This window comes from Sphingopyxis granuli (genome assembly GCF_001559015.1).
In the GTDB taxonomy this organism is placed as follows: domain Bacteria; phylum Pseudomonadota; class Alphaproteobacteria; order Sphingomonadales; family Sphingomonadaceae; genus Sphingopyxis; species Sphingopyxis granuli.
On the sequence record NZ_CP012199.1, the window covers coordinates 2,339,940 to 2,363,306 of the forward strand.

The 23,367-nt window shown below is 66.4% G+C and carries 26 protein-coding genes; 20 read left to right on the forward strand and 6 right to left on the reverse strand.

Annotated features, from left to right (window positions below):
- Positions 1-57: 57 nt before the first annotated feature.
- The 4 genes from SGRAN_RS10825 to SGRAN_RS10840 all read right to left on the reverse strand — a co-directional run bounded on the left by SGRAN_RS10825 (position 58) and on the right by SGRAN_RS10840 (position 1,749).
- The gene (locus SGRAN_RS10825) at positions 58-285 is read right to left on the reverse strand and encodes a DUF2842 domain-containing protein (protein WP_067183515.1); all 228 of its coding nucleotides are present in this window, start codon (positions 283-285) and stop codon (positions 58-60) included.
- Positions 282-875 (reverse strand): 5-formyltetrahydrofolate cyclo-ligase, encoded by a 594-nt coding sequence (locus SGRAN_RS10830; protein ID WP_067183518.1) that lies wholly within the window; start codon positions 873-875, stop codon positions 282-284. The genes SGRAN_RS10825 and SGRAN_RS10830 overlap by 4 nt, the downstream gene beginning before the upstream one ends.
- 234 nt (positions 876-1,109) lie before the next feature.
- A complete protein-coding gene (locus SGRAN_RS10835) occupies positions 1,110-1,547 on the reverse strand; it encodes a cell division protein ZapA (protein WP_067183520.1) in 438 nt (145 codons plus the stop codon).
- Positions 1,540-1,749 carry a hypothetical protein gene (locus SGRAN_RS10840; RefSeq protein WP_067183523.1) on the reverse strand — a complete coding sequence of 70 codons (210 nt, stop codon included), beginning with the start codon at positions 1,747-1,749 and terminating at the stop codon, positions 1,540-1,542. The genes SGRAN_RS10835 and SGRAN_RS10840 overlap by 8 nt, the downstream gene beginning before the upstream one ends.
- Positions 1,750-1,894: 145 nt before the next feature.
- Between SGRAN_RS10840 and tkt the strand changes: the two genes are divergently transcribed.
- The 5 genes from tkt (at position 1,895) to SGRAN_RS10865 (ending at position 7,834) form a co-directional block, all read left to right on the forward strand.
- Positions 1,895-3,862, forward strand: a complete 1,968-nt coding sequence (tkt, locus tag SGRAN_RS10845) for a transketolase (RefSeq protein WP_067187033.1) — start codon at positions 1,895-1,897, stop codon at positions 3,860-3,862.
- A gap of 39 nt (positions 3,863-3,901) precedes the next feature.
- Positions 3,902-4,909, forward strand: a complete 1,008-nt coding sequence (gap, locus tag SGRAN_RS10850; protein WP_067183525.1) for a type I glyceraldehyde-3-phosphate dehydrogenase — start codon at positions 3,902-3,904, stop codon at positions 4,907-4,909.
- Between the two features lie 106 nt (positions 4,910-5,015).
- Positions 5,016-6,212, forward strand: a complete 1,197-nt coding sequence (locus tag SGRAN_RS10855) for a phosphoglycerate kinase (RefSeq protein WP_067183527.1) — start codon at positions 5,016-5,018, stop codon at positions 6,210-6,212.
- A 75-nt stretch (positions 6,213-6,287) separates the two neighbouring features.
- Positions 6,288-7,178, forward strand: coding sequence for a fructose bisphosphate aldolase (locus tag SGRAN_RS10860; protein WP_082737202.1), 891 nt, complete (start codon positions 6,288-6,290; stop codon positions 7,176-7,178).
- The gene (locus SGRAN_RS10865) at positions 7,178-7,834 is read left to right on the forward strand and encodes an O-methyltransferase (protein ID WP_067183530.1); all 657 of its coding nucleotides are present in this window, start codon (positions 7,178-7,180) and stop codon (positions 7,832-7,834) included. Before SGRAN_RS10860 ends, SGRAN_RS10865 begins: the two co-directional genes overlap by 1 nt.
- A 211-nt stretch (positions 7,835-8,045) precedes the next feature.
- On the opposite strand, the gene SGRAN_RS10870 is transcribed toward SGRAN_RS10865, so the two are convergent.
- Complete coding sequence (locus SGRAN_RS10870) at positions 8,046-8,438, reverse strand: hypothetical protein (protein ID WP_067183533.1); 393 nt, start codon at positions 8,436-8,438, stop codon at positions 8,046-8,048.
- 35 nt (positions 8,439-8,473) lie between these two features.
- Between SGRAN_RS10870 and thiE the strand changes: the two genes are divergently transcribed.
- The 4 genes from thiE to SGRAN_RS10890 all read left to right on the forward strand — a co-directional run bounded on the left by thiE (position 8,474) and on the right by SGRAN_RS10890 (position 12,946).
- Positions 8,474-9,112, forward strand: coding sequence for a thiamine phosphate synthase (gene thiE / locus SGRAN_RS10875; RefSeq protein ID WP_067183536.1), 639 nt, complete (start codon positions 8,474-8,476; stop codon positions 9,110-9,112).
- A gap of 272 nt (positions 9,113-9,384) precedes the next feature.
- The gene (locus SGRAN_RS10880) at positions 9,385-11,349 is read left to right on the forward strand and encodes an OPT family oligopeptide transporter (protein WP_067183538.1); all 1,965 of its coding nucleotides are present in this window, start codon (positions 9,385-9,387) and stop codon (positions 11,347-11,349) included.
- A 107-nt stretch (positions 11,350-11,456) separates the two neighbouring features.
- Complete coding sequence (efp, locus tag SGRAN_RS10885) at positions 11,457-12,020, forward strand: elongation factor P (RefSeq protein ID WP_067183541.1); 564 nt, start codon at positions 11,457-11,459, stop codon at positions 12,018-12,020.
- 107 nt (positions 12,021-12,127) lie between these two features.
- Positions 12,128-12,946: an inositol monophosphatase family protein gene (locus SGRAN_RS10890; RefSeq protein ID WP_067183544.1), complete on the forward strand. Its 819-nt coding sequence runs from the start codon at positions 12,128-12,130 to the stop codon at positions 12,944-12,946.
- Between the two features lie 184 nt (positions 12,947-13,130).
- On the opposite strand, the gene SGRAN_RS10895 is transcribed toward SGRAN_RS10890, so the two are convergent.
- Positions 13,131-13,613 carry a YbjN domain-containing protein gene (locus tag SGRAN_RS10895; RefSeq protein WP_067183547.1) on the reverse strand — a complete coding sequence of 161 codons (483 nt, stop codon included), beginning with the start codon at positions 13,611-13,613 and terminating at the stop codon, positions 13,131-13,133.
- A gap of 223 nt (positions 13,614-13,836) precedes the next feature.
- On the opposite strand from SGRAN_RS10895, the gene SGRAN_RS10900 reads away from it, so the two are divergent.
- From SGRAN_RS10900 to nuoK, 11 genes are read left to right on the forward strand one after another with little or no spacing between them, the layout of a single operon-like run.
- The gene (locus tag SGRAN_RS10900) at positions 13,837-14,211 is read left to right on the forward strand and encodes an NADH-quinone oxidoreductase subunit A (protein ID WP_067112197.1); all 375 of its coding nucleotides are present in this window, start codon (positions 13,837-13,839) and stop codon (positions 14,209-14,211) included.
- A complete protein-coding gene (locus tag SGRAN_RS10905) occupies positions 14,208-14,762 on the forward strand; it encodes a NuoB/complex I 20 kDa subunit family protein (protein ID WP_104959671.1) in 555 nt (184 codons plus the stop codon). Before SGRAN_RS10900 ends, SGRAN_RS10905 begins: the two co-directional genes overlap by 4 nt.
- The gene (locus tag SGRAN_RS10910; protein ID WP_067112194.1) at positions 14,762-15,673 is read left to right on the forward strand and encodes an NADH-quinone oxidoreductase subunit C; all 912 of its coding nucleotides are present in this window, start codon (positions 14,762-14,764) and stop codon (positions 15,671-15,673) included. The genes SGRAN_RS10905 and SGRAN_RS10910 overlap by 1 nt, the downstream gene beginning before the upstream one ends.
- Positions 15,674-15,708: 35 nt before the next feature.
- Positions 15,709-16,926 (forward strand): NADH-quinone oxidoreductase subunit D, encoded by a 1,218-nt coding sequence (locus SGRAN_RS10915; protein WP_210434239.1) that lies wholly within the window; start codon positions 15,709-15,711, stop codon positions 16,924-16,926.
- Positions 16,926-17,594, forward strand: a complete 669-nt coding sequence (gene nuoE / locus SGRAN_RS10920) for an NADH-quinone oxidoreductase subunit NuoE (RefSeq protein ID WP_067183551.1) — start codon at positions 16,926-16,928, stop codon at positions 17,592-17,594. The genes SGRAN_RS10915 and nuoE overlap by 1 nt, the downstream gene beginning before the upstream one ends.
- A gap of 3 nt (positions 17,595-17,597) precedes the next feature.
- The gene (nuoF, locus tag SGRAN_RS10925) at positions 17,598-18,887 is read left to right on the forward strand and encodes an NADH-quinone oxidoreductase subunit NuoF (protein ID WP_067183554.1); all 1,290 of its coding nucleotides are present in this window, start codon (positions 17,598-17,600) and stop codon (positions 18,885-18,887) included.
- Positions 18,887-20,914 (forward strand): NADH-quinone oxidoreductase subunit NuoG, encoded by a 2,028-nt coding sequence (gene nuoG / locus SGRAN_RS10930; RefSeq protein ID WP_067183556.1) that lies wholly within the window; start codon positions 18,887-18,889, stop codon positions 20,912-20,914. The genes nuoF and nuoG overlap by 1 nt, the downstream gene beginning before the upstream one ends.
- Positions 20,911-21,954 carry an NADH-quinone oxidoreductase subunit NuoH gene (nuoH, locus tag SGRAN_RS10935; RefSeq protein WP_067112179.1) on the forward strand — a complete coding sequence of 348 codons (1,044 nt, stop codon included), beginning with the start codon at positions 20,911-20,913 and terminating at the stop codon, positions 21,952-21,954. Before nuoG ends, nuoH begins: the two co-directional genes overlap by 4 nt.
- The gene (gene nuoI / locus SGRAN_RS10940) at positions 21,951-22,439 is read left to right on the forward strand and encodes an NADH-quinone oxidoreductase subunit NuoI (protein WP_067183557.1); all 489 of its coding nucleotides are present in this window, start codon (positions 21,951-21,953) and stop codon (positions 22,437-22,439) included. Before nuoH ends, nuoI begins: the two co-directional genes overlap by 4 nt.
- A gap of 12 nt (positions 22,440-22,451) precedes the next feature.
- Entirely contained in the window at positions 22,452-23,063 is a 612-nt protein-coding gene (locus SGRAN_RS10945) for an NADH-quinone oxidoreductase subunit J (protein WP_067183560.1), read from the forward strand.
- Positions 23,060-23,365, forward strand: coding sequence for an NADH-quinone oxidoreductase subunit NuoK (gene nuoK, locus SGRAN_RS10950; protein WP_067106636.1), 306 nt, complete (start codon positions 23,060-23,062; stop codon positions 23,363-23,365). Before SGRAN_RS10945 ends, nuoK begins: the two co-directional genes overlap by 4 nt.
- Positions 23,366-23,367: the final 2 nt, after the last annotated feature.

The following is a 23,367-nucleotide window of genomic DNA, read 5'->3' on the forward strand; positions in this document are numbered from 1 at the left end:
ATATCTGATCGAACCGATGCGCTTGTCATTGGCCGGGGCCGTTCCGGTTCGGTGGCTCTATCCGCGCCAGCGGCCGAGTTCCATCCAGCGCAGCAGCGGTTTCAGCGGCAGCACCCACACGATCCCCGCCACCAGATAGAATAGGCCCTGCACCAGCACCGGCCAGGTGCCGATCCACGGCGAAAGCGCGACGACGATCGTCGCCCAGGCGGCGATCAGCAGCAGGATCAGCGCGATTCCGGCGGGCTTGCGCCAGCTTGGCTGGGGATCGGGGGCAGCGGTCATAGACGGTCTCCACACAGGATGAATTCCTGTTCGGTCCATATGGCATCGAGCGGCGCGTCGAGCGCCGACACGGGAAGCGCGTCCACCTCCTGCACCGACCATCCGACGCCGATGCGGGGGAGGGACGGGTGGGCCGCGAGGAAGCGGTCGTAATGCCCGCCGCCCTGTCCGAGGCGGCCGCCGTGCCGGTCGAACCCGACGAGCGGGACGAACAGGATCGACGGGATCGCGCTTTCGGTGTCGGGGCCCGGTTGCGGTGAGCCCCACGGCCCGCGCACCAGCGCCGCGCCCTCCGGACAGCGCCGGAACGCCATGGCGGCGTCGCGCGCCGCATGATGGGGCAGGGCAAGCGCGCCGCGCGCCGCGATGCCGGTTAGCGCGGGCAGGATGTCGGGTTCGTCGCCCCACGGTGCATAGCCGCCGACCAGCGGCTCCTCCGCCAGCCGCTCGGCGAGCGGAGCGGGCAGCACGCGGAAGGCGGCGAGCCGCGCCATCGGATCGAGATTCGCCGCGAAATGCCGGCGCCGGAAACGCAGCCTGTCGCGCAGTTCCTGTTTTCGCTGCGCCAGGTCGGGGGCCGGGTCGGTCATCGCCTGTCGCAGCCTCTCTTGCGCGGTGGGTGGCGGGACCACCGTGGTCGTTTGCCGGAAAATCCTCTGACGCCAGTAACGTCAGGTGGGGGCCATGTACGTCGGACCAGGGTCCGGGCAGGGACAGCTCCCTTGGATGATGTATCGCCTCAGGGATATTCGCAGCGGCTCGTGCCGGGCAGTGCCCGCCGCCCCCTATCTAGGGATGCCGGCACCGGGTCTCAACCCATTCCGTCAGGGTATCCGCTCGGCCCGGTCGGCGAGCGCTTCGATCCGCTCGGCGATCTGGAGCAGGGCGCGGTCGTGGGCGTTGCGCGGCGGCGGCGCTGACGCCTGCCGTGCGGTGTCGAGTTCGGCGCGCAGCGCCTGCTCGCGCGCCTCGGCTTCGCGCAGAGCGTCGCGCGCCGCTGCCTCGCGGCTTTCGGCGAGCGCGACCGCGGCGCGCAGCGAATCGGACTGGGGTTCGGCCTTTTCGACCTTGGCTCGCGCCTCGTGCGCCTCGTCGGCGAGCAGAAGCGCGGTGAACAGCAGCTGGCGGACCTCGGTTCCACCCTGGATCGTGCGCGCCTTGGTGTCGACGATCCCCGCGAGCTGGTGAAGCCGCTCTTCCTGCCCGTCGGCGCAATGCACGTCATAGGGGCGGCCGGCGATCTGGAGCTTGACGTCAGCCATGTTTCGCCTCGTTGATCAGCCGGTCGAGTTCGCCGATGACCGCAGCAACCTCGGCTTTCAGGGCGCTTTGGCCGGCGGTTTCGGACGGTGTGGCGGCGGGAGCCGGCCTGCTTTCGCGATCGGCCAGCGCCTTTTCGATCCGGCTCAGCGCCCGCTCGATGCGGCCGATGGCCAGGCTGGATTCGTCGAGATCGAGTTCCATGACCAAGGGTTAGCAGCGCCGCGAAGGGGGTGCAATCGCCTCTCCACGCCGAAATGCGGGCGAAATTCTGCCGCGAGCGGTTGACTCTGGGCACTGCCCCCGCAAAGGGCTGTCGCGCAACCAGCCTGTCCACTCCGGGGGAATGATGACACTGCCCGAACGTCAGCTCGCCAACGCGATCCGCGCGCTCGCGATGGACGCCGTCCAGGCCGCGAACAGCGGCCATCCGGGCATGCCGATGGGCATGGCCGATGTCGCGACGGTGCTTTATTCGGATTATCTGAAGTTCGATCCCAGCGATCCGGCATGGCCCGACCGCGACCGATTCGTTCTTTCGGCGGGGCATGGCTCGATGCTCGCCTATGCGACGTTGCACCTCGCGGGCTATGCGCACCCGACGATCGACGAAATCCGCGCGTTCCGCCAATTGAACAGCCCGTGCGCGGGGCATCCCGAGAATTTCGAGCTGGCGGGCGTCGAGATGACGACCGGGCCGCTGGGGCAGGGGCTCGCGACCGCGGTCGGCATGGCGATCGCCGAGCGCCATCTGAACGCGATCTACGGCGACGCGCTGGTCGACCACCGTACCTGGGTGATCGCCGGCGACGGCTGCCTGATGGAGGGCATCAACCACGAAGCGATCGGCCTGGCCGGGCATCTGGGGCTCGGCCGCCTGATCGTGCTGTGGGACGACAATCGCATCACTATCGACGGCTCGACCGACCTGTCGACGAGCGAGGATGTGCGGGCGCGCTATGCGGCGACCGGCTGGCACGTCGAAAGCTGCGACGGGCACGATCCCGCCGATATCCGCCGCGCGATCGACGCCGCCATCGCCGATGGCCGCCCGTCGCTGATCGCCTGCCGGACGCTGATCGGTTTCGGCGCCCCGAACAAGCAGGGCACCGCGGCGACGCACGGATCGCCGCTCGGCGCCGACGAGATCGCTGCGGCGCGCGCCAATCTCGGCTGGACGGCCGAACCCTTCGTGATTCCCGCCGAGATCGCCGAAGCGTGGCAGGGGTTCGGCGCGCGGGGCCGGACGCTTCATGCCGAATGGAACGATCGGCTTGCAACGAACGGGAATAAAAAGGAATTCGAGGATCGTCTGAGCGGCAAGGTCGCGCCGGACGACGCCTTCCGCGCCTATCTCGACTCGCTCGTGGCCGAACCGCCCAAGGTCGCGACGCGCAAGGCGTCGGAAAACGCCCTGACCGCGCTCACCGCCGATATCGCGGCGCTCGTCGGCGGCAGCGCCGACCTGACGGGTTCGAACAACACCAAAACGTCATCGACCAAACCGTTGACCAAGGATGATTATTCGGGCCGCTATATCTATTATGGCATCCGTGAATTCGGCATGGCGGCCGCAATGAACGGCATGGCGCTGCACGGCGGCGTCATCCCCTACGGCGGCACCTTCCTGGTGTTTTCGGATTATTGCCGCGGTGCGATCCGCCTGTCGGCGCTCCAGCGCCAGCGCGTCGTCTATGTGATGACGCACGACAGCATCGGGCTGGGCGAGGACGGGCCGACGCACCAGCCGATCGAGCATCTGCAATCGCTGCGCGCGATGCCGAACCTGCTCGTCATGCGCCCCGCCGATGCGGTGGAGACCGCCGAATGCTGGGCGATCGCGCTGGCGCAGGACAGTCGCCCGACGCTGCTCGCGCTGACCCGCCAGAACCTGCCGCCGCTGCGGCATGACGTCACCGAAAATCTTTGTTTGAAAGGCGCTTACCGCCTGCGCGACGCAGCGGCGGCGCGCCGCGTCGTGCTCGTCGCGACGGGTTCGGAGGTGTCGCTTGCGCTCGACGTTGCCGAGCGGCTCGAAGCGGCGGGGCAGGGCGCCGACGTCGTTTCGATGGTCTCGACCGAATTGTTCGACGAACAGGACAGCGCCTATCGCGCCGACGTCCTGCCGCGCGACGCGCTGATCGTCTCGATCGAGGCGGGCACCACCTTCGGATGGGAACGCTATACCGGCCGCGACGGTCTGCGCTTCGGCATCGACAGCTTCGGCGCTTCGGCGCCGATCGACGATCTCTACCGGCATTTCGGCCTGACCGCCGATGCCATCGCTCCCCAGATCCTGGCCCGGCTCGGTCAATAAGGACCCGCCCGACCTCTTCCGCAGAAAGGACGTTTCGACATGGCAGTGAAAGTCGCAATCAACGGTTTTGGACGCATCGGCCGCCTGGTGGCCCGCGCGATCCTCGAACGGCCGGACTGCGGCCTCGAACTGGTCGCGATCAACGACCTCGCCGATGCGAAGGCGAATGCGCTGCTGTTCAAGCGCGACAGCGTCCACGGCCCGTTCCCGGGCGAGGTCAAGGCCGAAGGCGACCGGATGATCGTCAATGGCAAGGCGATCCGCGTGACCAAGGAACGCGACCCCGCGAACCTGCCGCACGGCGAACTGGGCGTCGATATCGCGCTCGAATGCACGGGCTTCTTCGCCGACGCGGAAAGCGCGGGCAAGCACCTCGCCGCCGGCGCCAGGCGCGTGCTGATCTCGGCCCCCGCCAAGGGCGTCGACCTGACCGTCGTCTATGGCGTCAACCATGACAAGCTGACCGCCGATCACAAGATCGTGTCGAACGCCAGCTGCACCACCAACTGCCTCGCACCCGTCGCCAAGGTGCTTCACGAGGCGCTGGGGATCGAGCGCGGCCTAATGACCACGGTCCACGCCTACACCAACGACCAGAAGATTCTCGACCAGATCCACAGCGACATGCGCCGCGCCCGCGCTGCCGGTATGTCGATCATCCCGACGACGACCGGCGCCGCGCGCGCGGTTGCCGAGGTGCTGCCCGAGCTCAAGGGCAAGCTCGACGGTTCGGCGATCCGCGTGCCGACCCCGAACGTCAGCCTGGTCGACCTGACCTTCACGCCGGGCCGCGACACGAGCGTCGAGGAAGTGAACAAAATCCTCAAGGATGCGTCGGAAGGCGCGCTGAAGGGCGTCCTCGCCTATTCGGACGAGCCGCTGGTGTCGATCGACTATAATCATTGCCCGGCCAGCTCGACGGTCGACAGCCTCGAAACCTCGGTGCTCGAAGGCAAGCTGGTTCGCGTCGTCAGCTGGTACGACAATGAATGGGGCTTCTCGAACCGCATGGTCGATACTGCGGGCGTGATCGCCGGGCTGCTGTAATCCCAAGCCCCGTTTGGGCTGACCCCGGATCAGGTCCGGGGGAAGCCCTGTCCTTGTTGAAGAAAAGAACGGCCCTTCGACAGGCTCGGGGCGAACGGAGTGAGAGATGACAGGTTTTCGGACCCTCGACGACATCGGCGACGTCACCGGCAAGAAGGTGCTGGTGCGCGTCGACCTCAACGTCCCGATGTCCGACGGCGCGGTCACCGACGACACGCGCATCCGCGCGGCGATGCCGACGATCCGCGAGCTGTCCGACAAGGGCGCGATCGTGCTGCTGCTCGCGCATTTCGGGCGGCCGAAGGGAGCGAAGAATCCCACCCAGTCGCTGAGCCTCGTCATCGACGCGGTGATCGACGTGCTCGGCCATTCGGTGATGTTCATCCCCGACTGCATCGGCGAGGGCGCGAAGGCCGGCGTCGCGGTGCTTGCCCCCGGCGACGTCGCGGTGATGGAGAATACGCGCTTCCATCCCGGCGAGGAGAAGAACGACCCCGCCTTCGCCGACGCGCTGGCCGAGGTGGGCGACCTCTATGTCAACGACGCCTTCTCCGCCGCGCACCGTGCCCATGGCTCGACCGAAGGCATCGCGCATCGCCTGCCGGCTTATGCCGGGCGGGCGATGGAGGCCGAGCTCAAGGCGCTCGACGCGGCGCTCGGCAACCCGGCGCATCCCGTCGCGGCGGTTGTCGGCGGCGCCAAGGTGTCGACCAAGATCGACGTGCTGCGGAACCTTGTCGGCCGGGTCGATCACCTGATCATCGGCGGCGGCATGGCGAACACCTTCCTCGCCGCGCGCGGGGTCGATGTCGGCAAGTCGCTGTGCGAGCACGATCTGGTCGAGACCGCCAACGCCATCTTCGACAGCGCCGACAAGGCCGGATGCACGATCCATCTGCCCTATGACGTGGTGGTCGCGAAGCAGTTCGCGCCCAATCCGCCGACGCGCACCGTCAACGTCCACGAGGTTGCGGCCGACGAGATGATCCTCGACGTCGGCCCGGCGGCGATCGAGGCGCTGGGCGATGTGCTCAAGACCTGCCGCACGCTGGTGTGGAACGGGCCGCTCGGCGCCTTCGAGACGCCGCCTTTCGACACCGCGACGGTCGCGCTTGCCCGAACCGCGGCGGCGCTGACGCGCGAAGGGTCGCTGACCTCGGTCGCCGGCGGCGGCGATACCGTCGCGGCGCTCAATCACGCGGGTGTGGCGGACGACTTCACCTTCGTCTCGACTGCCGGCGGCGCCTTCCTCGAATGGATGGAAGGCAAGCCGCTGCCGGGCGTCGATGCGCTGAGGGGCTGACGCGACCCTGCGATTTGCTTCCTGTCGGGGCGCGGGCTATCGCTCCCCCAATCTATGCAGCCCAATGGAGATGACATGACTGCCGCCAATGCCGAGATGCTGGACAAGATCAAATCGGGTCAGGGATTCATCGCCGCGCTCGACCAGAGCGGCGGTTCGACGCCCAAGGCCCTGAAGGGCTATGGCATCGACGAAGGGGCCTGGTCGGACGACGAGGAGATGTTCGGCCTGATCCACGCGATGCGCAGCCGCATCGTCACCGCGCCCTGCTTCGGCGGCGGCAAGGTGATCGGCGCGATCCTGTTCGAACGCACGATGGACGGCGAGGCCGGCGGCAAACCGGTGCCGGCGCTGCTGTGGGAGCGCGGCGTGGTGCCGTTCCTGAAGGTCGACAAGGGGCTGGAGGCCGAGGCCGACGGCGTCCAGATGATGAAGCCGATGCCCGATCTCGACGCGCTGTGCCAGCGTGCGGTCGCCAAGGGGGTGTTCGGCACCAAGATGCGCAGCGTCATCAACCTTGCCAATCCGGCGGGCGTCAAGGCGATCGTCGAGCAGCAGTTCGCCGAGGCAAAGCGCATCGCGGCGCACGGCCTGGTTCCGATCATCGAGCCCGAAGTGAACATCAAGAGCGCCGAGCGTGCCGCGGCGGACCGCCTGCTGCTTCAGGAAACGCTGGCGGCGCTCGATGCTTGGGACGGCGCGCCGGTGATGCTGAAGCTGTCGCTGCCGACCGAGCCCGGCCTGTTCCAGCCGCTCGTCGACCATCCCAGGGTGCTGCGCGTCGTCGCGCTGTCGGGCGGCTACAAGCGCCCCGAAGCCTGCGTCGAACTGGCGAAGAACCCCGGCATCATCGCGAGCTTCAGCCGCGCGCTGCTCGAAGACCTGCGCGCCTCGATGGACGACGCGGCGTTCGACGCCTCGCTGGGTGGGGCGATCGACGAAATCCACGCCGCCTCGGTGGCTTGATGAGCGACAGCTGGCGAGCCGTCGATGCCTATATCGCCGGGAAACTGCTCGGCGATGACGACGCGCTCGCCGCTGCGCTTGCGAACAACGAGGCCAATGGCCTGCCGCCGATCGACGTTTCGGCGGCGCAGGGCAAGATGCTGTTCCTGCTCGCGCAGATCGCGGGCGCCCGCCGCATCCTCGAAATCGGGACGCTCGGCGGCTATTCGACGATCTGGCTCGCCCGCGCGCTGCCCGAAGGCGGCGAACTGGTGACGCTGGAGATCGAGGAGGCGCACGCCCGTGTCGCGCGCGCAAATCTCGATCGTGCGGGGGTGTCGGATCGGGTCGATATCCGCGTCGGGCCGGCGAGCGACAGCCTCGCCGCGATGACTGGCGCGGCGCCGTTCGACTTCGTCTTTATCGACGCCGACAAGCAGGGCAACGCCCATTATGTCGCCGAAGCGATCCGGCTCGGCCGCAGCGGCACCACGATCGTCGTCGACAATGTCGTGCGCGAAGGCGGTGTGCTCGATCCGGACAGCGGCGATCCGCGGATCGACGGCACGCGGGCGCTGTTCGACATGCTGAACGCCGACGCGCGTATCGACGCGACCGCGGTGCAGACGGTCGGCGTCAAGAAATGGGACGGGTTCGTCCTGGCGCGGGTGCGTTGAGCCTCCGCAAAGCAATCGCCCTCAATAGCCGTGTCCCCGCGCAGGCGGGGACCCAGAGCGCCCCGATGCCACTCGGCAATTCTCCCCCCTTTCGGTAGTTCATCGTTCCCCGGCGAAAGCCGGGTTCCACGCGAGGCAGGGTTATGCCATCTGGACCCCGGCTTTCGCCGGGGAACAAACCCTCACGTGTCCTATTGCCTGCGGGGGAACGCTACAGCCCGCCGTCGAAGCGGAACGAAAAGCGATAATCCTCCGGCGCGATCGCCGTGTCGGTGCGTCTGTCGGGGCGCACCGCCAGCAGGCGGATGCTGCCGTCGGCGAGCGGGGTGGCTCCGCCCAACATGACTTCGAACGGCTGCTCCTCTCCGGTCGGGCGCAGCCACAGCATCTTTACCCGCACCCGCCCCGCATGGACGCAGCGGACGTTCGCCGGACAGCGGCTGTCCTCCAGCACCTCTACCGGCTGCACGATCGGGCCATCGACGTAGGCGCGCTGGCCGAGCGCGACGTTGCTGCCGTCGGGAAGCGGAGCCTGCTGGCCCGTCGCGGCGCAGGCCGAGAGGGCGAGAGCGGGGAGGACCGCGAGAGAAGGAAGCTTCTGCATTTGCCGGACCCTGAACGCGCCGCTATGAACCCGCCATGACCACACCAGCCTGCCAGCTCTACCTGATTTCCCCGCTCGACGTCGGGGGCGATTTTCCCGAGAAGCTCGAGCAGGCGCTGGCGGCGGCGCCCGTCGCGGCCTTTCAGTTTCGCGTCAAGGATGTAACCCAGCACGAAGCCGCCCGGCTCGCCGAACCGTTGCAGGCGATCTGTGCAGCGCACGGCACCGCCTTCATCGTCAACGACGACATGGCGCTTGCCCGGCGGATCGGCGCGGACGGTGTGCATCTGGGGCAGGGTGACGGCGACCCGAAGGAGGCGCGCCGCCTGCTCGGGCCGCAGGCTCAGATCGGGATCACCTGCCACAACAGCCGCCACCTCGCGATGGAGGCGGGCGAGGCGGGGGCCGACTATGTCGCGTTCGGCGCCTTCTTCCCGACCAGCACCAAGGCGGTCGAGCATCGCGCCGATCCCGAGATATTGACCTGGTGGCAGGGGCTGTTCGAACTGCCCTGCGTCGCGATCGGCGGCATCACTACCGACAATGCGCGGACATTGGTCGATGCAGGCGCCGATTTCCTCGCGGTGTCGGCGGGCGTGTGGGCCTATCCCGGCGGTCCCGCAGAGGCGGTACGGGCGTTCGCCGCGATCCTCGACCTCCGGTCGGGGGGATAATCCTTTCCCGGCTCTTCGGCCTCCTCCGCTTCACGGCGCGGTGCGGCCGCGTCCTTGCGCCAGCCGAACAGGCCGGCACAGGGCGCATGGTGCGGCTGTGCGCCGGGCGGGGCAGTGGGCGGATGCAACGTCATGCGAAACACTATGACGACGGCGGAAATCGGAATATTGGATCAATGCGTCAAACCCGCTTCGGCTCGTCGCCTTTCGGCGCGGGCGTGGGATCGGATGGACGCGCGGCCGCCGCGTAGAGGTAAGTGGGGAGGAAAGAGATGATCGACACCAGCGGACGCGCCGCGGACCTGCGCGAACTGACGCTTCGCGGGATCATCCTCGGCGGGCTCATCACGCTGCTCTTCACCGCGGCGAATGTCTATCTGGGGCTCAAGGTCGGGCTGACCTTCGCGACCTCGATTCCCGCGGCGGTGATCTCGATGGCGATCCTGCGCTTCCTGTCGGGCGCGACGATCCTCGAGAACAACATCGTCCAGACGATCGCCAGCGCCGCGGGGACGCTCGCCGCGATCATCTTCGTGCTGCCGGGGCTCGTCATCGTCGGCTGGTGGCAGGGCTTTCCCTATTGGACCACCGCCGCTGTCTGCTTCATCGGCGGAACGCTGGGCGTGATGTTCTCGGTGCCGCTGCGGCGCGCGCTCGTCGCCGGATCGGACCTGCCCTATCCCGAGGGGGTCGCCGCCGCCGAAGTGCTGAAGGTCGGCTCGCGCGCCGGCGACGGCGCCGAGGAGAATCAGCGCGGCCTGCGAACGATCCTGCTCGGCTCGCTCGTCAGCGCCGGGTTCGCGCTGCTCGGCGCGATGAAGCTGGCGGCGACCGAGATCGGCCGGAATTTCAAGATCGGCGCGGGCGCGAGCGGGGCGAGCGCCAGCCTGTCGCTCGCGCTGATCGGCGTCGGCCATCTCGTCGGCCTGTCGGTCGGCCTCGCCATGCTGCTCGGCATGCTGATCGCGTGGGGCGGGCTGATGCCGGTGCTGACCGCGGCGCAGGGCGTCGCGGGATCGGTCGACGATGTCGTCGGCGCGGTCTTTTCGCAGCAGGTGCGTTTCATCGGCGCGGGCACGATCGGCGTCGCCGCGCTGTGGACGCTGTTCAAGATCGTCGGGCCGGTCGTCCGGGGCATCCAGGGATCGATCGCTTCGTCGCGTGCGCGCGGCGCGGGCGAGACGGTCGCGCTCGGCGAACGCGACCTCTCGTTCGGCATCGTCGTCGGCACCATTCTCGGCTCGCTCGTCCCGATCGCCGGGCTGCTGTGGTTTTTCGCGCAGGGCGGGCCGATCGCCGCGCACCCCGTCGGGGTGATCGCCGCGACCCTGGTCTTCGTGCTGTTCGTCGGCGCGATCATCGCCGCGGTCACCGGCTATATGGCGGGCCTGATCGGCGCGTCGAACAGCCCGGTGTCGGGGGTCGGCATCCTCGCGGTCATCGCGGCATCGCTGATGCTGCTCTTTTTCTTCGGGCGCAATCATAGCGAGGCCGACACGGCGGCGCTCGTCGCCTATGCGCTGTTCACCACCGCGATCGTCTTTTCGGTGGCGACGATCTCGAACGACAATCTTCAGGACCTGAAGACCGGCCAGCTCGTCGGGGCGACGCCGTGGAAACAGCAGTTCGCGCTCGTCATCGGCGTCGGTTTCGGTTCGCTCATCATCCCGCCGGTGCTCGATCTGCTCAACCAGGCGTTCGGCTTCGCCGGCGCGGAAGGGGCGGGGGCCAATGCGCTGCCCGCGCCGCAGGCGGCGCTGATCAGCGCGCTGGCGAAGGGCGTGCTCGGCGGCGACCTGCGCTGGGACCTGATCGGCTATGGCGCGCTGATCGGCGTCGCGGTGATCGCGGTCGACGAACTGCTGGGGCGGCTGGGCAAGATGCGGCTGCCGCCGCTCGGCGTCGGCATGGGCATCTATCTGCCAATGTCGCTCACCATCCTGATCCCGATCGGCGCCGCCATCGGCCACCTGTGGGAGAAGCGCGCGGCGCGCAGCGCCAAGCCAGAATTCTACAGCCGCATGGGCGTGCTGCTCGCGACCGGCTTCATCGTCGGCGAAAGTCTGTTCGGCGTGCTCTTCGCGGGCGTCGTCGCGGGTTCGGGAAGCGACGCGCCGCTCGCGGTAGTGGGCGAGGGGTTCGGGACGAACGCGATCCTGATCGGGGTGCTGCTGTTCGTCGGCGTGATCGCCTTCACCTATCGCCGGACGCGGGCGGCGGCGGACGCGACGCCGTAAGCCGCTTGCTCTCCGCCGCGCCGACCGCTAAGGGCGCGCTCCTGTGACCGGTGCGCTCCGCGCGCGCCGGCGGCTCTTTACCATCCTTGTTCAAGTGAGTGTGCGCGATGAAAATCTCCGGCGTTGATATCCGTCCCGGCAATATTATCGAATATGAGGGCGGCATCTGGAAGGTCACCAAGATCCAGCACACCCAGCCGGGCAAGGGCGGCGCCTATATGCAGGTGGAGGCCAAGAATCTGATCGACGGCCGCAAGCTCAACAACCGCTTCCGCAGCGCCGACACGGTCGAGAAGGTCCGCCTCGACACCAAGGATTTCCAGTATCTCTATGCCGAGGGCGACGATCTCGTCTTCATGGACAAGGATACGTACGAACAGATCAACATCTCGAAGGATGTCGTCGGCGAAGCCGCCGATTTCCTGCAGGACGGGATGGAGGTCGTGCTCGAACTGTGGGAAGAGCGTCCGATCTCGGTCGAACTGCCCGAACAGATCGAAGCGACGATCGTCGAGGCCGACGCGGTGGTGAAGGGCCAGACGGCCTCCTCGTCCTACAAGCCCGCGATCCTCGACAATGGCGTGCGCGTGATGGTGCCCCCGCACATCACCAGCGGCACCCGCATCGTGGTCAATGTCTACGACCGCGAATATGTCCGCCGCGCGGACTGACTGGTTTCCCCTCCCGCTTGCGGGAGGGGTTAGGGGTGGGCGACAGGCCCGCCCCTTCTAGCGCACACCCCCGGCCCCTCCCGCAAGCGGGAGGGGGGAGATAGAAAATGGCCATTTCCGGCATCATCACCGTCATGGAACGCGCCGCGCGCAAGGCGGGCACGAAGCTGCGCCGCGACTTCGGCGAGGTCGAGCATCTTCAGGTTTCGCAGAAGGGGCCCGCCGATTTCGTGTCAAAGGCTGATCAGGCGGCCGAGCGCACGCTCTATGACGAATTGAGCCATGCGCGCCCCGGCTGGGGCTTCCTGATGGAAGAGGCGGGGGAGATCGAGGGCGAGGCGGGCAAGCCGCGCTTCATCATCGACCCGCTCGACGGCACGTCGAACTTCCTGCACGCCATTCCGCAGTTCGCCATCTCGATCGCGGTGCAGGAACCGAAGCTCGGCGGCGGCTGGGGCGACGTCACCGCGGCGCTCGTCTATCAGCCGGTGACAGACGAAAGCTATTGGGCCGAGCGCGGCCGCGGCGCGTGGCTGCACGACCGCCGCCTCCGCGTCTCGTCGCGCCGTAGCCTGCACGAATGCCTTGTCGCGACCGGCATCCCCTATATGGGCCATGGCGACATGGCGCAGTGGGGCCGCGTCTTCGGCGCCGTCGCGCCCGAGGTTGCCGGCATCCGCCGCTTCGGTGCGGCGTCCCTCGACCTTGCGTGGGTTGCGGCGGGGCGCTTCGACGGCTTCTGGGAAAGCGACCTCGCGATCTGGGACGTCGCGGCGGGAATGCTGCTGGTGCGTGAGGCGGGCGGATTCGTCAGCGATTTCCGCGGCGGCGACCGCACGATCGAGCGCCGCGAATTCGTCGCCGGCAGCGCGGCGGTGCATTCGAAGCTGCAAAAGCTGGTCGCCGGCGCCTTGCGCGGCGCCTGAGAAGAAAGCACGGGGCAGACGACCGGCTTTCAACCTTGAGTCACTCTGAACTTGTTTGGCGTATATATCGTTCAGGCAAGTAAGAGCTTGTTCCCCGGCGAAAGCCGGGGTCCAGATGGCATGGCGCGGCTCCGCATGGACCCCGGCTTTCGCCGGGGAACAATTACCTGTCGGCGCCCGGCGCTCAGTCTTCGAAGATGAATTCGCGGAACGTGTCCATCAGCGACGACCAGGTGTTGAAGGTCTCGCCGATATTCTCGCGCGGGATGCCGTTGAAATCGACGTCGACATCCATTTCGAGCACCGGATCGCCCTCGTCGTCGCGATAGGCGCGGGCGAAGCGCTTTTCCTTGTTCCACTGGTTGAACTTTTCGAGCGGCACCTGCTTGGCGTCGCTGAATCCCATGTAATATTGCAGCGTCTTGCAGTTCCGGCCTTCGGTGCAGTTCATGAACAGGACCAGGAATTTCAGCCCGTTGCGGTTGCTTTCGATATAGGGGTCGTCGCCCGGCTTGCTGACCAGCGTCGCGGGCCAGCCCTGCGACTCGACGATCGCCTTGATCGTCGCCGGATTCGACGCGTTCACCAGCTCGGCGTGGGCCGGAACGGCCGCCAGCGTGGCGATCGTCGCCATGGCGAGGGCGCCCCGCAGAAGAAATCGTCCCATATATGCTCCCATCTCGCAATCGGACCCGATCCGGGCCGTCGGCCGGCCCCCATCATCGGCCTATCACAGGCTTGGCGCGCCTTGCCAGCGCCGTTTATGCTCTGGATCACAGCATGCTGGGAATTTCATGCCCGCAGCGCTTGCGAGGCGCGACGCGCTGGCCTAAAGCGCCCCGCTAACGGGTGGCGAACAACCCAGAAACGAACACAGGACTGCGTGCTTCATGGTCGACCTGACGCAATATCTGCCGATTCTGATTTTCCTGGCCGTCGCGGTCGGGCTGTCGGCGGCCTTCGTCTTCCTGCCGATGGGGATCGCCCGGCTCACCGGCGCCCATCAGCCCGATCCGGCGAAGCTCAGCGAATATGAATGCGGCTTTCCCGCGTTCGAGGATGCGCGCAGCCAGTTCGACGTGCGTTTCTATCTCGTCGCGATTCTCTTCATCATCTTCGATCTCGAAGCCGCCTTTCTCTTTCCGTGGGCGGTCAGCCTCAAGGAGATCGGCTGGGCCGGCTGGGCGACGATGATGATATTCCTGGCCGAACTCGCGATCGGCCTTGTCTATGCGTGGAAGAAAGGGGCTCTGGACTGGGAATGAGCAACACCTCCATCCTGACCCCCGGCCAGATGCCGGTCGCGCCGGGCACCGCCCCGGACCAGGGCTTTTTCGACGACCTCAACGCCGAAGTCGGCGACAAGGGTTTTCTCGTCACCACGACCGAGGATCTGTTCGGCTGGGCGCGCACCGGCTCGCTGTGGTGGATGACCTTCGGGCTCGCCTGCTGCGCGGTCGAGATGATCCACGTCAACATGCCGCGCTATGACATGGAGCGCTTCGGCGCCGCGCCGCGCGCCAGCCCGCGCCAGTCGGACGTGATGATCGTCGCCGGAACGCTGTGCAACAAGATGGCGCCTGCGCTGCGCCGGGTCTACGACCAGATGTCGAACCCCAAATATGTCATCTCGATGGGAAGCTGCGCCAACGGCGGCGGCTATTATCATTACAGCTATTCGGTGGTGCGCGGCTGCGATCGCATCGTGCCGGTGGACATCTATGTTCCCGGCTGCCCGCCGACCGCCGAGGCGCTGCTCTATGGCGTGATGCAATTGCAGCGGAAGATTCGCCGCGTCGGGACGATCGAACGCTGATGTCCAGCCCCGCTCCCCTGATCGCGCCGCGCGAAGGCCTCGCCGAGGCGCTGAAGAAACTGCTCGGCAAGGATCTGCTCGCGCATGTCCAGGCCGTCGGCGAGGACAGCATCACCGTTCGCCGCGACGCGGTCGACGGCGTGATGGTGACGCTGCGCGATGCGCTCGAATATCAGCAGCTCATGGAGATTGCCGGGGTCGACTATCCCGACCGCCCGGAGCGCTTCGAGGTCGTCTATCACCTGCTCAGCGTTACCCGGAACCATCGCCTGCGCGTCCGCGTCACCACCGACGAGGTGACGCCGGTGCCGACCGTGGTGCCTGTCTGGCCGGTGGCCGGCTGGCTCGAGCGCGAGGTGTTCGACATGTACGGGGTGCTGTTCAGCGGCAACCCCGACCTGCGCCGCATCCTGACCGACTATGGCTTTCAGGGGCATCCGCAGCGCAAGGATTTCCCGCTCACCGGCTATATCGAACTGCGCTATTCGGAAGAGGACAAGCGCGTCGTCTATGAACCGGTGCGGCTGGCGCAGGATTTCCGCAACTTCGACTTCATGTCGCCGTGGGAAGGCGCCGACTATATCCTGCCCGGCGACGAAAAGGCGGGCGGCACGGGCGAGGCGCCGGGCAAGGGAGCGCCCACCCCGATGACCGCCGATCAGGTCAAGAAGGCCGACGAGGCCAAGGCCGCGCCGCCGCCGACTCCCAAGACCACCGACAAGCCGGCGCAGACGGGCGCGGGAAGCAAGGCGAACGACGCCGCCGCGAAGACGAGCGAAGACGGCGCCAAGGCCAAACCCGCGTCGAAGGCGAAGACGCCCGCGACAGCGAAGGCCGAGAAAGCCCCCGCGAAGGCGAAGGCTCCCGCCAAGCCGCGCGCGCCGCGCAAGCCCAAAGGAGGTGACGCATGACCGATTCTCCCACGGTCCGGCATCACGGCAGCGACATGTTCGAAGGCTATCCGGTCGACACCGCGGACACGGCGGGCGACCAGGCGGTGACGAACTACACGATCAACTTCGGCCCGCAACACCCCGCGGCGCACGGCGTGCTGCGGCTGGTGATGGAACTCGACGGTGAGATCATCGAACGCGTCGACCCGCATGTCGGCCTGCTCCACCGCGGCACCGAGAAACTGATCGAATACAAGACCTATCTTCAGGCGCTGCCCTATTTCGACCGGCTCGACTATTGCTCGCCGCTGGGGATGGAGCACAGCTATGTCCTCGCGATCGAGAAGCTGCTCGATCTGGAGGTGCCGGCACGCGCGCAATATCTGCGGACGCTGTTCGCCGAACTGACGCGCATCTGCAACCACATGCTCAACATCGGGTCGCACGTGATGGACGTCGGCGCGATGACCCCGAACCTGTGGGTGTTCGAACTGCGCGAGGATTGCCTGAACTTCTTCGAACGCGCGTCGGGCGCGCGCATGCACTCGGCGTGGTTCCGCCCCGGCGGCGTGCATCAGGATGCGCCCGAAAAGCTGCTCGTCGACATCGGCGAATGGTGCGAGACGCGCCTGCCGAAGCTGTTCGGCGATGCGATGAGCCTTGTCATCGACAACCGCATCTTCAAGCAGCGCAACGTCGATATCGCGACGGTGAGCAAGGAAGACGCGCTGGCATGGGGTTTCTCGGGCCCGATGATCCGCGGCAGCGGCATTCCGTGGGATATCCGCAAGAGCCAGCCCTATGACGCCTATGCGCAGATGGAATTCGACATTCCGGTCGGCACGCGCGGCGACTGCTACGACCGTTTCATGGTCCGCGTGCAGGAGGTCTATCAGTCGGCGCGCATCATCAAGCAGTGCCTGCGCGACATGCCGAGCGGCCCGGTCGCCAGCCTCGACCGCAAGGTCGTGCCGCCGAAGCGCGCCGAGATGAAGAGCTCGATGGAATCGCTGATCCATCACTTCAAGCTCTACACCGAGGGTTTCCACGTCCCCGCGGGCGAAGTCTATGTCGCGACCGAAAGCCCGAAGGGCGAATTCGGCGTCTATCTGGTCAGCGACGGCAGCAACAAGCCGTACCGCTGCAAGATCCGCCCGACGGCGTTCAGCCACCTTCAGGCGATGGACATGATGGCCAAGGGCCACATGCTCGCCGACACGACTGCAATCATCGGCGCCATCGACGTCGTTTTCGGAGAGTGTGACCGCTAATGGCCGACGCACCCAACATCCCCGACGAAGCCGAAGTCCGCGCGCGCTGGGGCGATTTCGCGTGGACGCCCGAAAATGCCGAACAGGCGAAGGTCATTATCGCGCGCTACCCCGCGGGGCGGCAGCGCTCGGCGGTGATGCCGCTGCTCGACCTCGCGCAGCGGCAGGTAGGGGCAGCGACGAACACGCAGGGCTGGCTGCCGATACCGGTGATCGAATATGTCGCCGCGCAGCTCGATATGCCCTATATCCGCGCCTACGAGGTCGCGACCTTCTACACCATGTACAATCTCGCGCCGGTCGGCCGCTATCATGTGCAGGTCTGCGGCACGACGCCGTGTATGCTGCGCGGGTCGGACGACGTCATGGCGGCGTGCAAGAACCGCGGCATGGTCAAGGGAAAGACCACCCCCGACGGGTTGTTCACGCTGACCGAGGTCGAGTGCATGGGCAATTGCGCCAACGCGCCGATGGTCCAGATCAACGACGACAATTACGAAGACCTCGATTACGACAGCATGACCCGTATCCTCGATGATCTGGCGGCGGGCAAGCAGCCGAAGACCGGGACGCAGAACCCGAAGCGCCACACCAGCGATCCCGAGGGCGGCCCGACGACGCTGACCGAGATGGTGTCGGCGAACCACGATTACCGGAAGGAGTGGTAAGCGATGCTCGCCGATAAGGATCGCATCTTTACCAACCTCTACGGGTTCCAGCCATGGAACCTGAAGGCCGCGCAGGCGCGCGGCGATTGGGACAAGACCAAGGATCTGATGAAGCGCGGCCAGGACGCGATCATCGAGGAGGTCAAGGCGTCGGGCCTGCGCGGGCGCGGCGGCGCGGGCTTTCCCACGGGCCTCAAATGGTCGTTCATGCCCAAGGAGCCGCGCGAGGATCGTCCAAGCTTCCTCGTCATCAACGCCGACGAATCCGAGCCGGGGTCGTGCAAGGACCGCGAGATCATCCGCCACGATCCGCACAAGCTGATCGAGGGCGCGCTGATCGCCGGCTATGCGATGCGCGCGCGCGCCGCCTATATCTACATTCGCGGCGAGTTCATCCGCGAGGCCGAAACGCTCTTCGCCGCGGTGCAGGAGGCGTATGACGCCGGCCTGCTCGGCAAGAATGCGGCGAAATCGGGCTACGACTTCGACGTCTTCGTCCACCGCGGCGCCGGCGCCTATATCTGCGGCGAAGAAACCGCGATGATCGAAAGCCTCGAAGGCAAGAAGGGGCAGCCGCGCCTGAAACCGCCGTTTCCGGCGGGCGCGGGCCTCTATGGCTGTCCGACGACGGTCAACAACGTCGAGAGCATCGCGGTCGTGCCGACGATCCTGCGCCGCGGCGCGGCGTGGTTCGCGAGTTTCGGGCGCGAGAACAACAAGGGCACCAAGCTTTTCCAGATCAGCGGCCATGTCGAGCGGCCGTGCGTGGTCGAGGAAGAGATGGGCATCAGCTTCCGCGAACTGATCGAAAAGCATTGCGGCGGCATCCGCGGCGGCTGGGACAATCTGCTCGCGGTGATCCCGGGCGGATCGTCGGTGCCGCTGGTCCCGGCGGCCGAGATCATGGACGCGCCGATGGATTTCGATGGCCTCAAGGCGCTCGGGTCGGGCCTCGGCACCGCCGCCGCGATCGTGATGGACAAGTCGACCGACGTCGTCCAGGCGATCAGCCGCATCAGCTATTTCTACAAGCACGAAAGCTGCGGCCAGTGCACCCCGTGCCGCGAGGGCACCGGCTGGATGTGGCGCGTGATGGAACGCCTGCGCACCGGCGACGCGACGATCGACGAGATCGACACGCTGTTCGACGTGACCAAGCAGGTCGAGGGCCACACCATCTGCGCGCTGGGCGACGCGGCGGCGTGGCCGATCCAGGGCCTGATCCGCCATTTCCGCCCCGAACTGGAGCGCCGTATCCGCGAAAATGGCGGCATGATGGAGGCCGCGGAATAATGCCTAAAGTAACCGTAGACGGCATCGAACTCGACGTTCCGCAGGGCGCGACGGTCCTGCAGGCGTGCGAGATGGCGGGGAAGGAAATCCCGCGTTTCTGCTATCATGAGCGGCTGTCGATCGCCGGCAATTGCCGCATGTGCCTGGTCGAGGTGTCGCCGGGGCCGCCGAAGCCGCAGGCATCGTGCGCGCTGCCCGCATCCGACGGGCAGATCATCCGTACCGACAGTCCGATGGTCAAGAAGGCGCGCGAGGGGGTGATGGAGTTTCTGCTCATCAACCATCCGCTCGACTGCCCGATCTGCGACCAGGGCGGCGAATGCGACCTGCAGGATCAGGCGGTCGCCTATGGCCGCGGCGGATCGCGCTTTCACGAGAACAAGCGCGCGGTGACCGAAAAATATATGGGGCCGATCGTCAAGACGATCATGACCCGCTGCATCCAGTGCACGCGCTGCGTCCGTTTCGCGGAAGAGGTCGCGGGGGTCGAGGATATCGGCGCCCTCTATCGCGGCGAGAATATGCAGATCACCTCCTATCTGGAGCGCGCGGTTGCGAGCGAGCTTTCGGGCAACGTCGTCGACCTCTGTCCGGTCGGCGCGCTGACCAGCAAGCCCTATGCGTTCGAGGCGCGTCCGTGGGAGCTGACCAAGACGCTCGGCATCGACATGAGCGACGCGGTCGGCACCAACGTCCGCATCGACAGCCGCGGGCGACAGGTGCTGCGCGTGCTGCCGCGCGTCAACGACGACGTGAACGAGGAATGGGCGAGCGACAAGACGCGCCACCATGTCGACGGCCTGATCCGCCGCCGCCTGGATCGTCCCTATGTCCGCAAGGACGGCCAGCTCGTCGAGGCGAGCTGGGCCGAAGCGTTCGAGGCGATCAGGGCCGCGAATGCCGGCGCTTCGGTCGCGGCGATCGCGGGCGACATGGCCGACTGCGAGACGATGTTCGCCGCGAAGGCGCTGGTGACCGCGCTCGGCGGCCATCTGTTCGAGGGGCGCCAGACCGGGCTTGCCTATGACGTCACCAGCCTGTCGGCGGTCAATTTCAACACGACGATCGCCGAGGCCGAGAATGCCGACGTGATCCTGCTGGTCGGCACCAACCTGCGCTGGGAAGCGCCGCTCATCAACACGCGTGTCCGCAAGGCGGTGTACAAGAAGGGCGCGAAAGTGTTCGGCATCGGGCCAGAGATCGACCTGACCTACAAGGTCGAATGGCTTGGCAACGACGCCTCGCTCGTCGCGAAGTTGCCCAAGGCGGCGCTCGATGCGCTGAAGGGCGCGCAGCGGCCGATGCTCATATTCGGCGGCGGAGCGCTGTCGGTGCCCGGCGTCCACGGCGCCGGCCTTGCACTCGCCAGGAGCGTGAACGCGGTCAGGGACGGCTGGAACGGCTTCAACGTCGTCCATTTCTCCGCCGCGCGCATGGGCGCGCTGATGCTCGGCTATTCGCAGCCGGGCGGCATCAACGACGTGATCGCGGCCAAGCCGAAGCTCGCTTTCTTCCTTGGTGCCGACGACGTCGATTTCGCGGCGTTCGATGGAACGCTGAAGGTCTATGTCGGCCATCATGGCGACAAGGGCGCGCACGCCGCCGACGTCATTCTGCCCGCCGCGGCGTGGACCGAGAAGGATTTCACCACGGTCAACACCGAGGGCCGCGTCCAGCGCAGCGACAAGGCGGTGTTCGCGCCCGGCGACGCGCGCGAGGACTGGAGCATCTTCCGCGCTCTTGCCGATGCGCTGGGCGTTTCGGTCGGCTTCGACAGCTTTGACGAGTGCCGCGCGGCGATGATCGCGGCGGTGCCGGAACTGGGTATCGAAGGGCTGGTCGATTACGGCTGGCCAAAAGACTTTAATGACTTACCCAAGCTGCCCGCCAGGCCCGAGGCGCGCGAAATTCCGTCGCCGATCAAGGATTTCTACCTGACCAACGCCATCTGCCGCGCCTCGCCGACGATGCAGCGCTGCTCGGACGAACTGCTCCACGGCGTCGATTTTGCGGAGGCGGCGGAATGACCGAGTTTTTCCAGAATCTCGGCCTGTCCTACGAATGGGCGTGGGGGCTTGCCACCATCTGCGGCATCCTGCTCATTGCGCTGCCGCTGATGCTCGCGGTGGCGATGATCATCTATGCCGATCGCAAGATCTGGGCGGCGATGGCGCTGCGGCGCGGGCCGAACGTCGTCGGGCCCTTCGGTCTGCTCCAGAGCTTCGCCGACGGGCTGAAGGTCTTCCTGCAGGAAACGATCATTCCGTCGAGCGCCAACCGCGGCCTGTTTCTGATCGCGCCGATCATCACCTTCACGGTGGCGCTGATGGCGTGGGCGGTGATCCCGTTCAATTCGGGTGCGGTGCTCGCCGACATCAATATCGGTCTGCTCTACATCCTCGCCATCTCGTCGCTCGGCGTCTATGGCGTCATCCTGTCGGGCTGGTCGTCGAACTCCAAATATCCTTTCTTCTCCGCGCTTCGCGCGTCGGCGCAGATGATCAGCTACGAAGTGTCGATCGGTTTCATCCTGATCGGCGTCGTGCTGTTCGCCGACAGCTTCAACCTGAACCAGATCGTCAGGGTGCAGCAGGGGCATGGGCTCGGCATCGTCAACGCCTTCGGCTTCAACCTGCTGCTCTTCCCGCTCGCGGTGCTGTTCTTCATCTCGTCGCTGGCCGAGACCGCGCGCACCCCGTTCGACCTGACCGAGGCCGAGAGCGAACTCGTCGCAGGCTATCAGACCGAATATTCGTCGATGAGCTTCGCGCTCTTCTGGCTCGGCGAATATGCGAACGTGCTGCTGATGTGCACGCTCAACGCGGTGCTGTTCTGGGGCGGCTGGCTGCCGCCGGTCGACTGGGCGCCGCTCTATGTCGTGCCCGGCTGGATCTGGCTGTTCGCGAAGATCTTCTTCTTCTTCTTCGTCTTTTCCTGGGTGAAGGCGACCGTCCCGCGCTACCGCTACGATCAGCTCATGCGGCTGGGCTGGAAGGTCTTCCTGCCGATCTCGCTCTTCTGGGTGTTCCTGGTGTCCGGCTATCTGATGCTGACGAGGTATTCATGAGTAACATCGCCCATCTCGTCAGAACCTTCACCCTGTGGGAGTTCGTGCAGGCGCACTGGCTGACGCTCAAATATTTCTTCAAGCCGAAGGCGACGATCAACTATCCCTTCGAGAAGAACCCGCTGTCGCCGCGTTTCCGCGGCGAGCATGCGCTGCGCCGCTATCCAAACGGCGAGGAGCGCTGCATCGCGTGCAAGCTGTGCGAAGCGGTGTGCCCGGCGCAGGCGATCACGATTGAGGCCGAACCGCGCGACGACGGGTCGCGCCGCACGACACGCTACGACATCGACATGACCAAGTGCATCTATTGCGGCTTCTGCCAGGAAGCCTGCCCGGTCGATGCGATCGTCGAGGGGCCGAACTTCGAATTCGCGACCGAAACGCGCGAGGAACTGCTCTATGACAAGGCGAAGCTGCTCGCCAATGGCGACAAATGGGAGCGCGCGATTGCGGCCAATCTTGCCGCCGACGCGCCCTATCGGTAAGGGCGCGCGGACATGATTCAGCTCATCGCCTTCTACCTCTTCGCAACCGTCACCATCGCGGCGGCCGCGATGGTGATCCTCGCACGCAACCCGGTCCACAGTGTCATGTGGCTGATCCTCGCCTTCTTCAACGCGGCAGGGTTGATGCTGCTCGCGGGGGCCGAGTTCATCGCGATGCTGCTCGTCATCGTCTATGTCGGCGCGGTCGCGGTGCTGTTCCTGTTCGTCGTGATGATGCTCGACATCGATTTCGCCGAACTGCGCGCCGGTTTCGTGCGCTATCTGCCGCTGGGCGCGCTCGTCGCGATCATCCTCGCGGCCGAACTGGTCTTTGCCGTCGGGGCATGGAGCGCGGGCGGGATCGACCTCGCCAATCGCGCCGCGCCGATCGCGGCCGACACCAGCAACATCCAGCAGATCGGCGAACTGCTCTACACGCGCTACATCTTCCTGTTCGAGGCGGCGGGCCTGATCCTGCTCGTCGCGATGGTCGGCGCGATCGCGCTGACGCATCGCCGGCGCGGCGGCACGCGCAACCAGAATATCGCCGCGCAGAACCGCCGTCGCCCGTGGGAGGCGACCCGGTTGGTCGATCCGGGCGTCGGGCAGGGGATGGAACTGTGATTTCGGTCGGCCACTATCTTGCCGTTTCGGCGGTGCTGTTCACGCTCGGCGTGCTCGGCATCTTCATCAACCGCAAGAACATCATCGTCATCCTGATGGCGATCGAACTGATCCTGCTCGCGGTGAACATCAATCTCGTCGCGTTCAGCGCCGCGCTCGGCGATCTGGTCGGGCAGGTCTTCGCGATGTTCGTGCTGACCGTCGCCGCGGGCGAAGCGGCGATCGGGCTCGCGATCATCGTCATCTATTTCCGCGGCCGCGGCACCATCGCCGTCGACGATGCCAACCGGATGAAGGGGTAAGC

Bases quoted from the DNA above. Each gene is read 5' to 3' on its own strand.
- SGRAN_RS10825 (WP_067183515.1), bottom strand. From the start codon at position 285: ATGACCGCTGCCCCCGATCCCCAGCCAAGCTGGCGCAAGCCCGCCGGA.
- SGRAN_RS10830 (WP_067183518.1), bottom strand. From the start codon at position 875: ATGACCGACCCGGCCCCCGACCTGGCGCAGCGAAAACAGGAACTGCGC.
- SGRAN_RS10835 (WP_067183520.1), bottom strand. From the start codon at position 1,547: ATGGCTGACGTCAAGCTCCAGATCGCCGGCCGCCCCTATGACGTGCAT.
- SGRAN_RS10840 (WP_067183523.1), bottom strand. From the start codon at position 1,749: ATGGAACTCGATCTCGACGAATCCAGCCTGGCCATCGGCCGCATCGAG.
- tkt (WP_067187033.1), top strand. From the start codon at position 1,895: ATGACACTGCCCGAACGTCAGCTCGCCAACGCGATCCGCGCGCTCGCG.
- gap (WP_067183525.1), top strand. From the start codon at position 3,902: ATGGCAGTGAAAGTCGCAATCAACGGTTTTGGACGCATCGGCCGCCTG.
- SGRAN_RS10855 (WP_067183527.1), top strand. From the start codon at position 5,016: ATGACAGGTTTTCGGACCCTCGACGACATCGGCGACGTCACCGGCAAG.
- SGRAN_RS10860 (WP_082737202.1), top strand. From the start codon at position 6,288: ATGACTGCCGCCAATGCCGAGATGCTGGACAAGATCAAATCGGGTCAG.
- SGRAN_RS10865 (WP_067183530.1), top strand. From the start codon at position 7,178: ATGAGCGACAGCTGGCGAGCCGTCGATGCCTATATCGCCGGGAAACTG.
- SGRAN_RS10870 (WP_067183533.1), bottom strand. From the start codon at position 8,438: ATGCAGAAGCTTCCTTCTCTCGCGGTCCTCCCCGCTCTCGCCCTCTCG.
- thiE (WP_067183536.1), top strand. From the start codon at position 8,474: ATGACCACACCAGCCTGCCAGCTCTACCTGATTTCCCCGCTCGACGTC.
- SGRAN_RS10880 (WP_067183538.1), top strand. From the start codon at position 9,385: ATGATCGACACCAGCGGACGCGCCGCGGACCTGCGCGAACTGACGCTT.
- efp (WP_067183541.1), top strand. From the start codon at position 11,457: ATGAAAATCTCCGGCGTTGATATCCGTCCCGGCAATATTATCGAATAT.
- SGRAN_RS10890 (WP_067183544.1), top strand. From the start codon at position 12,128: ATGGCCATTTCCGGCATCATCACCGTCATGGAACGCGCCGCGCGCAAG.
- SGRAN_RS10895 (WP_067183547.1), bottom strand. From the start codon at position 13,613: ATGGGACGATTTCTTCTGCGGGGCGCCCTCGCCATGGCGACGATCGCC.
- SGRAN_RS10900 (WP_067112197.1), top strand. From the start codon at position 13,837: ATGGTCGACCTGACGCAATATCTGCCGATTCTGATTTTCCTGGCCGTC.
- SGRAN_RS10905 (WP_104959671.1), top strand. From the start codon at position 14,208: ATGAGCAACACCTCCATCCTGACCCCCGGCCAGATGCCGGTCGCGCCG.
- SGRAN_RS10910 (WP_067112194.1), top strand. From the start codon at position 14,762: ATGTCCAGCCCCGCTCCCCTGATCGCGCCGCGCGAAGGCCTCGCCGAG.
- SGRAN_RS10915 (WP_210434239.1), top strand. From the start codon at position 15,709: ATGTTCGAAGGCTATCCGGTCGACACCGCGGACACGGCGGGCGACCAG.
- nuoE (WP_067183551.1), top strand. From the start codon at position 16,926: ATGGCCGACGCACCCAACATCCCCGACGAAGCCGAAGTCCGCGCGCGC.
- nuoF (WP_067183554.1), top strand. From the start codon at position 17,598: ATGCTCGCCGATAAGGATCGCATCTTTACCAACCTCTACGGGTTCCAG.
- nuoG (WP_067183556.1), top strand. From the start codon at position 18,887: ATGCCTAAAGTAACCGTAGACGGCATCGAACTCGACGTTCCGCAGGGC.
- nuoH (WP_067112179.1), top strand. From the start codon at position 20,911: ATGACCGAGTTTTTCCAGAATCTCGGCCTGTCCTACGAATGGGCGTGG.
- nuoI (WP_067183557.1), top strand. From the start codon at position 21,951: ATGAGTAACATCGCCCATCTCGTCAGAACCTTCACCCTGTGGGAGTTC.
- SGRAN_RS10945 (WP_067183560.1), top strand. From the start codon at position 22,452: ATGATTCAGCTCATCGCCTTCTACCTCTTCGCAACCGTCACCATCGCG.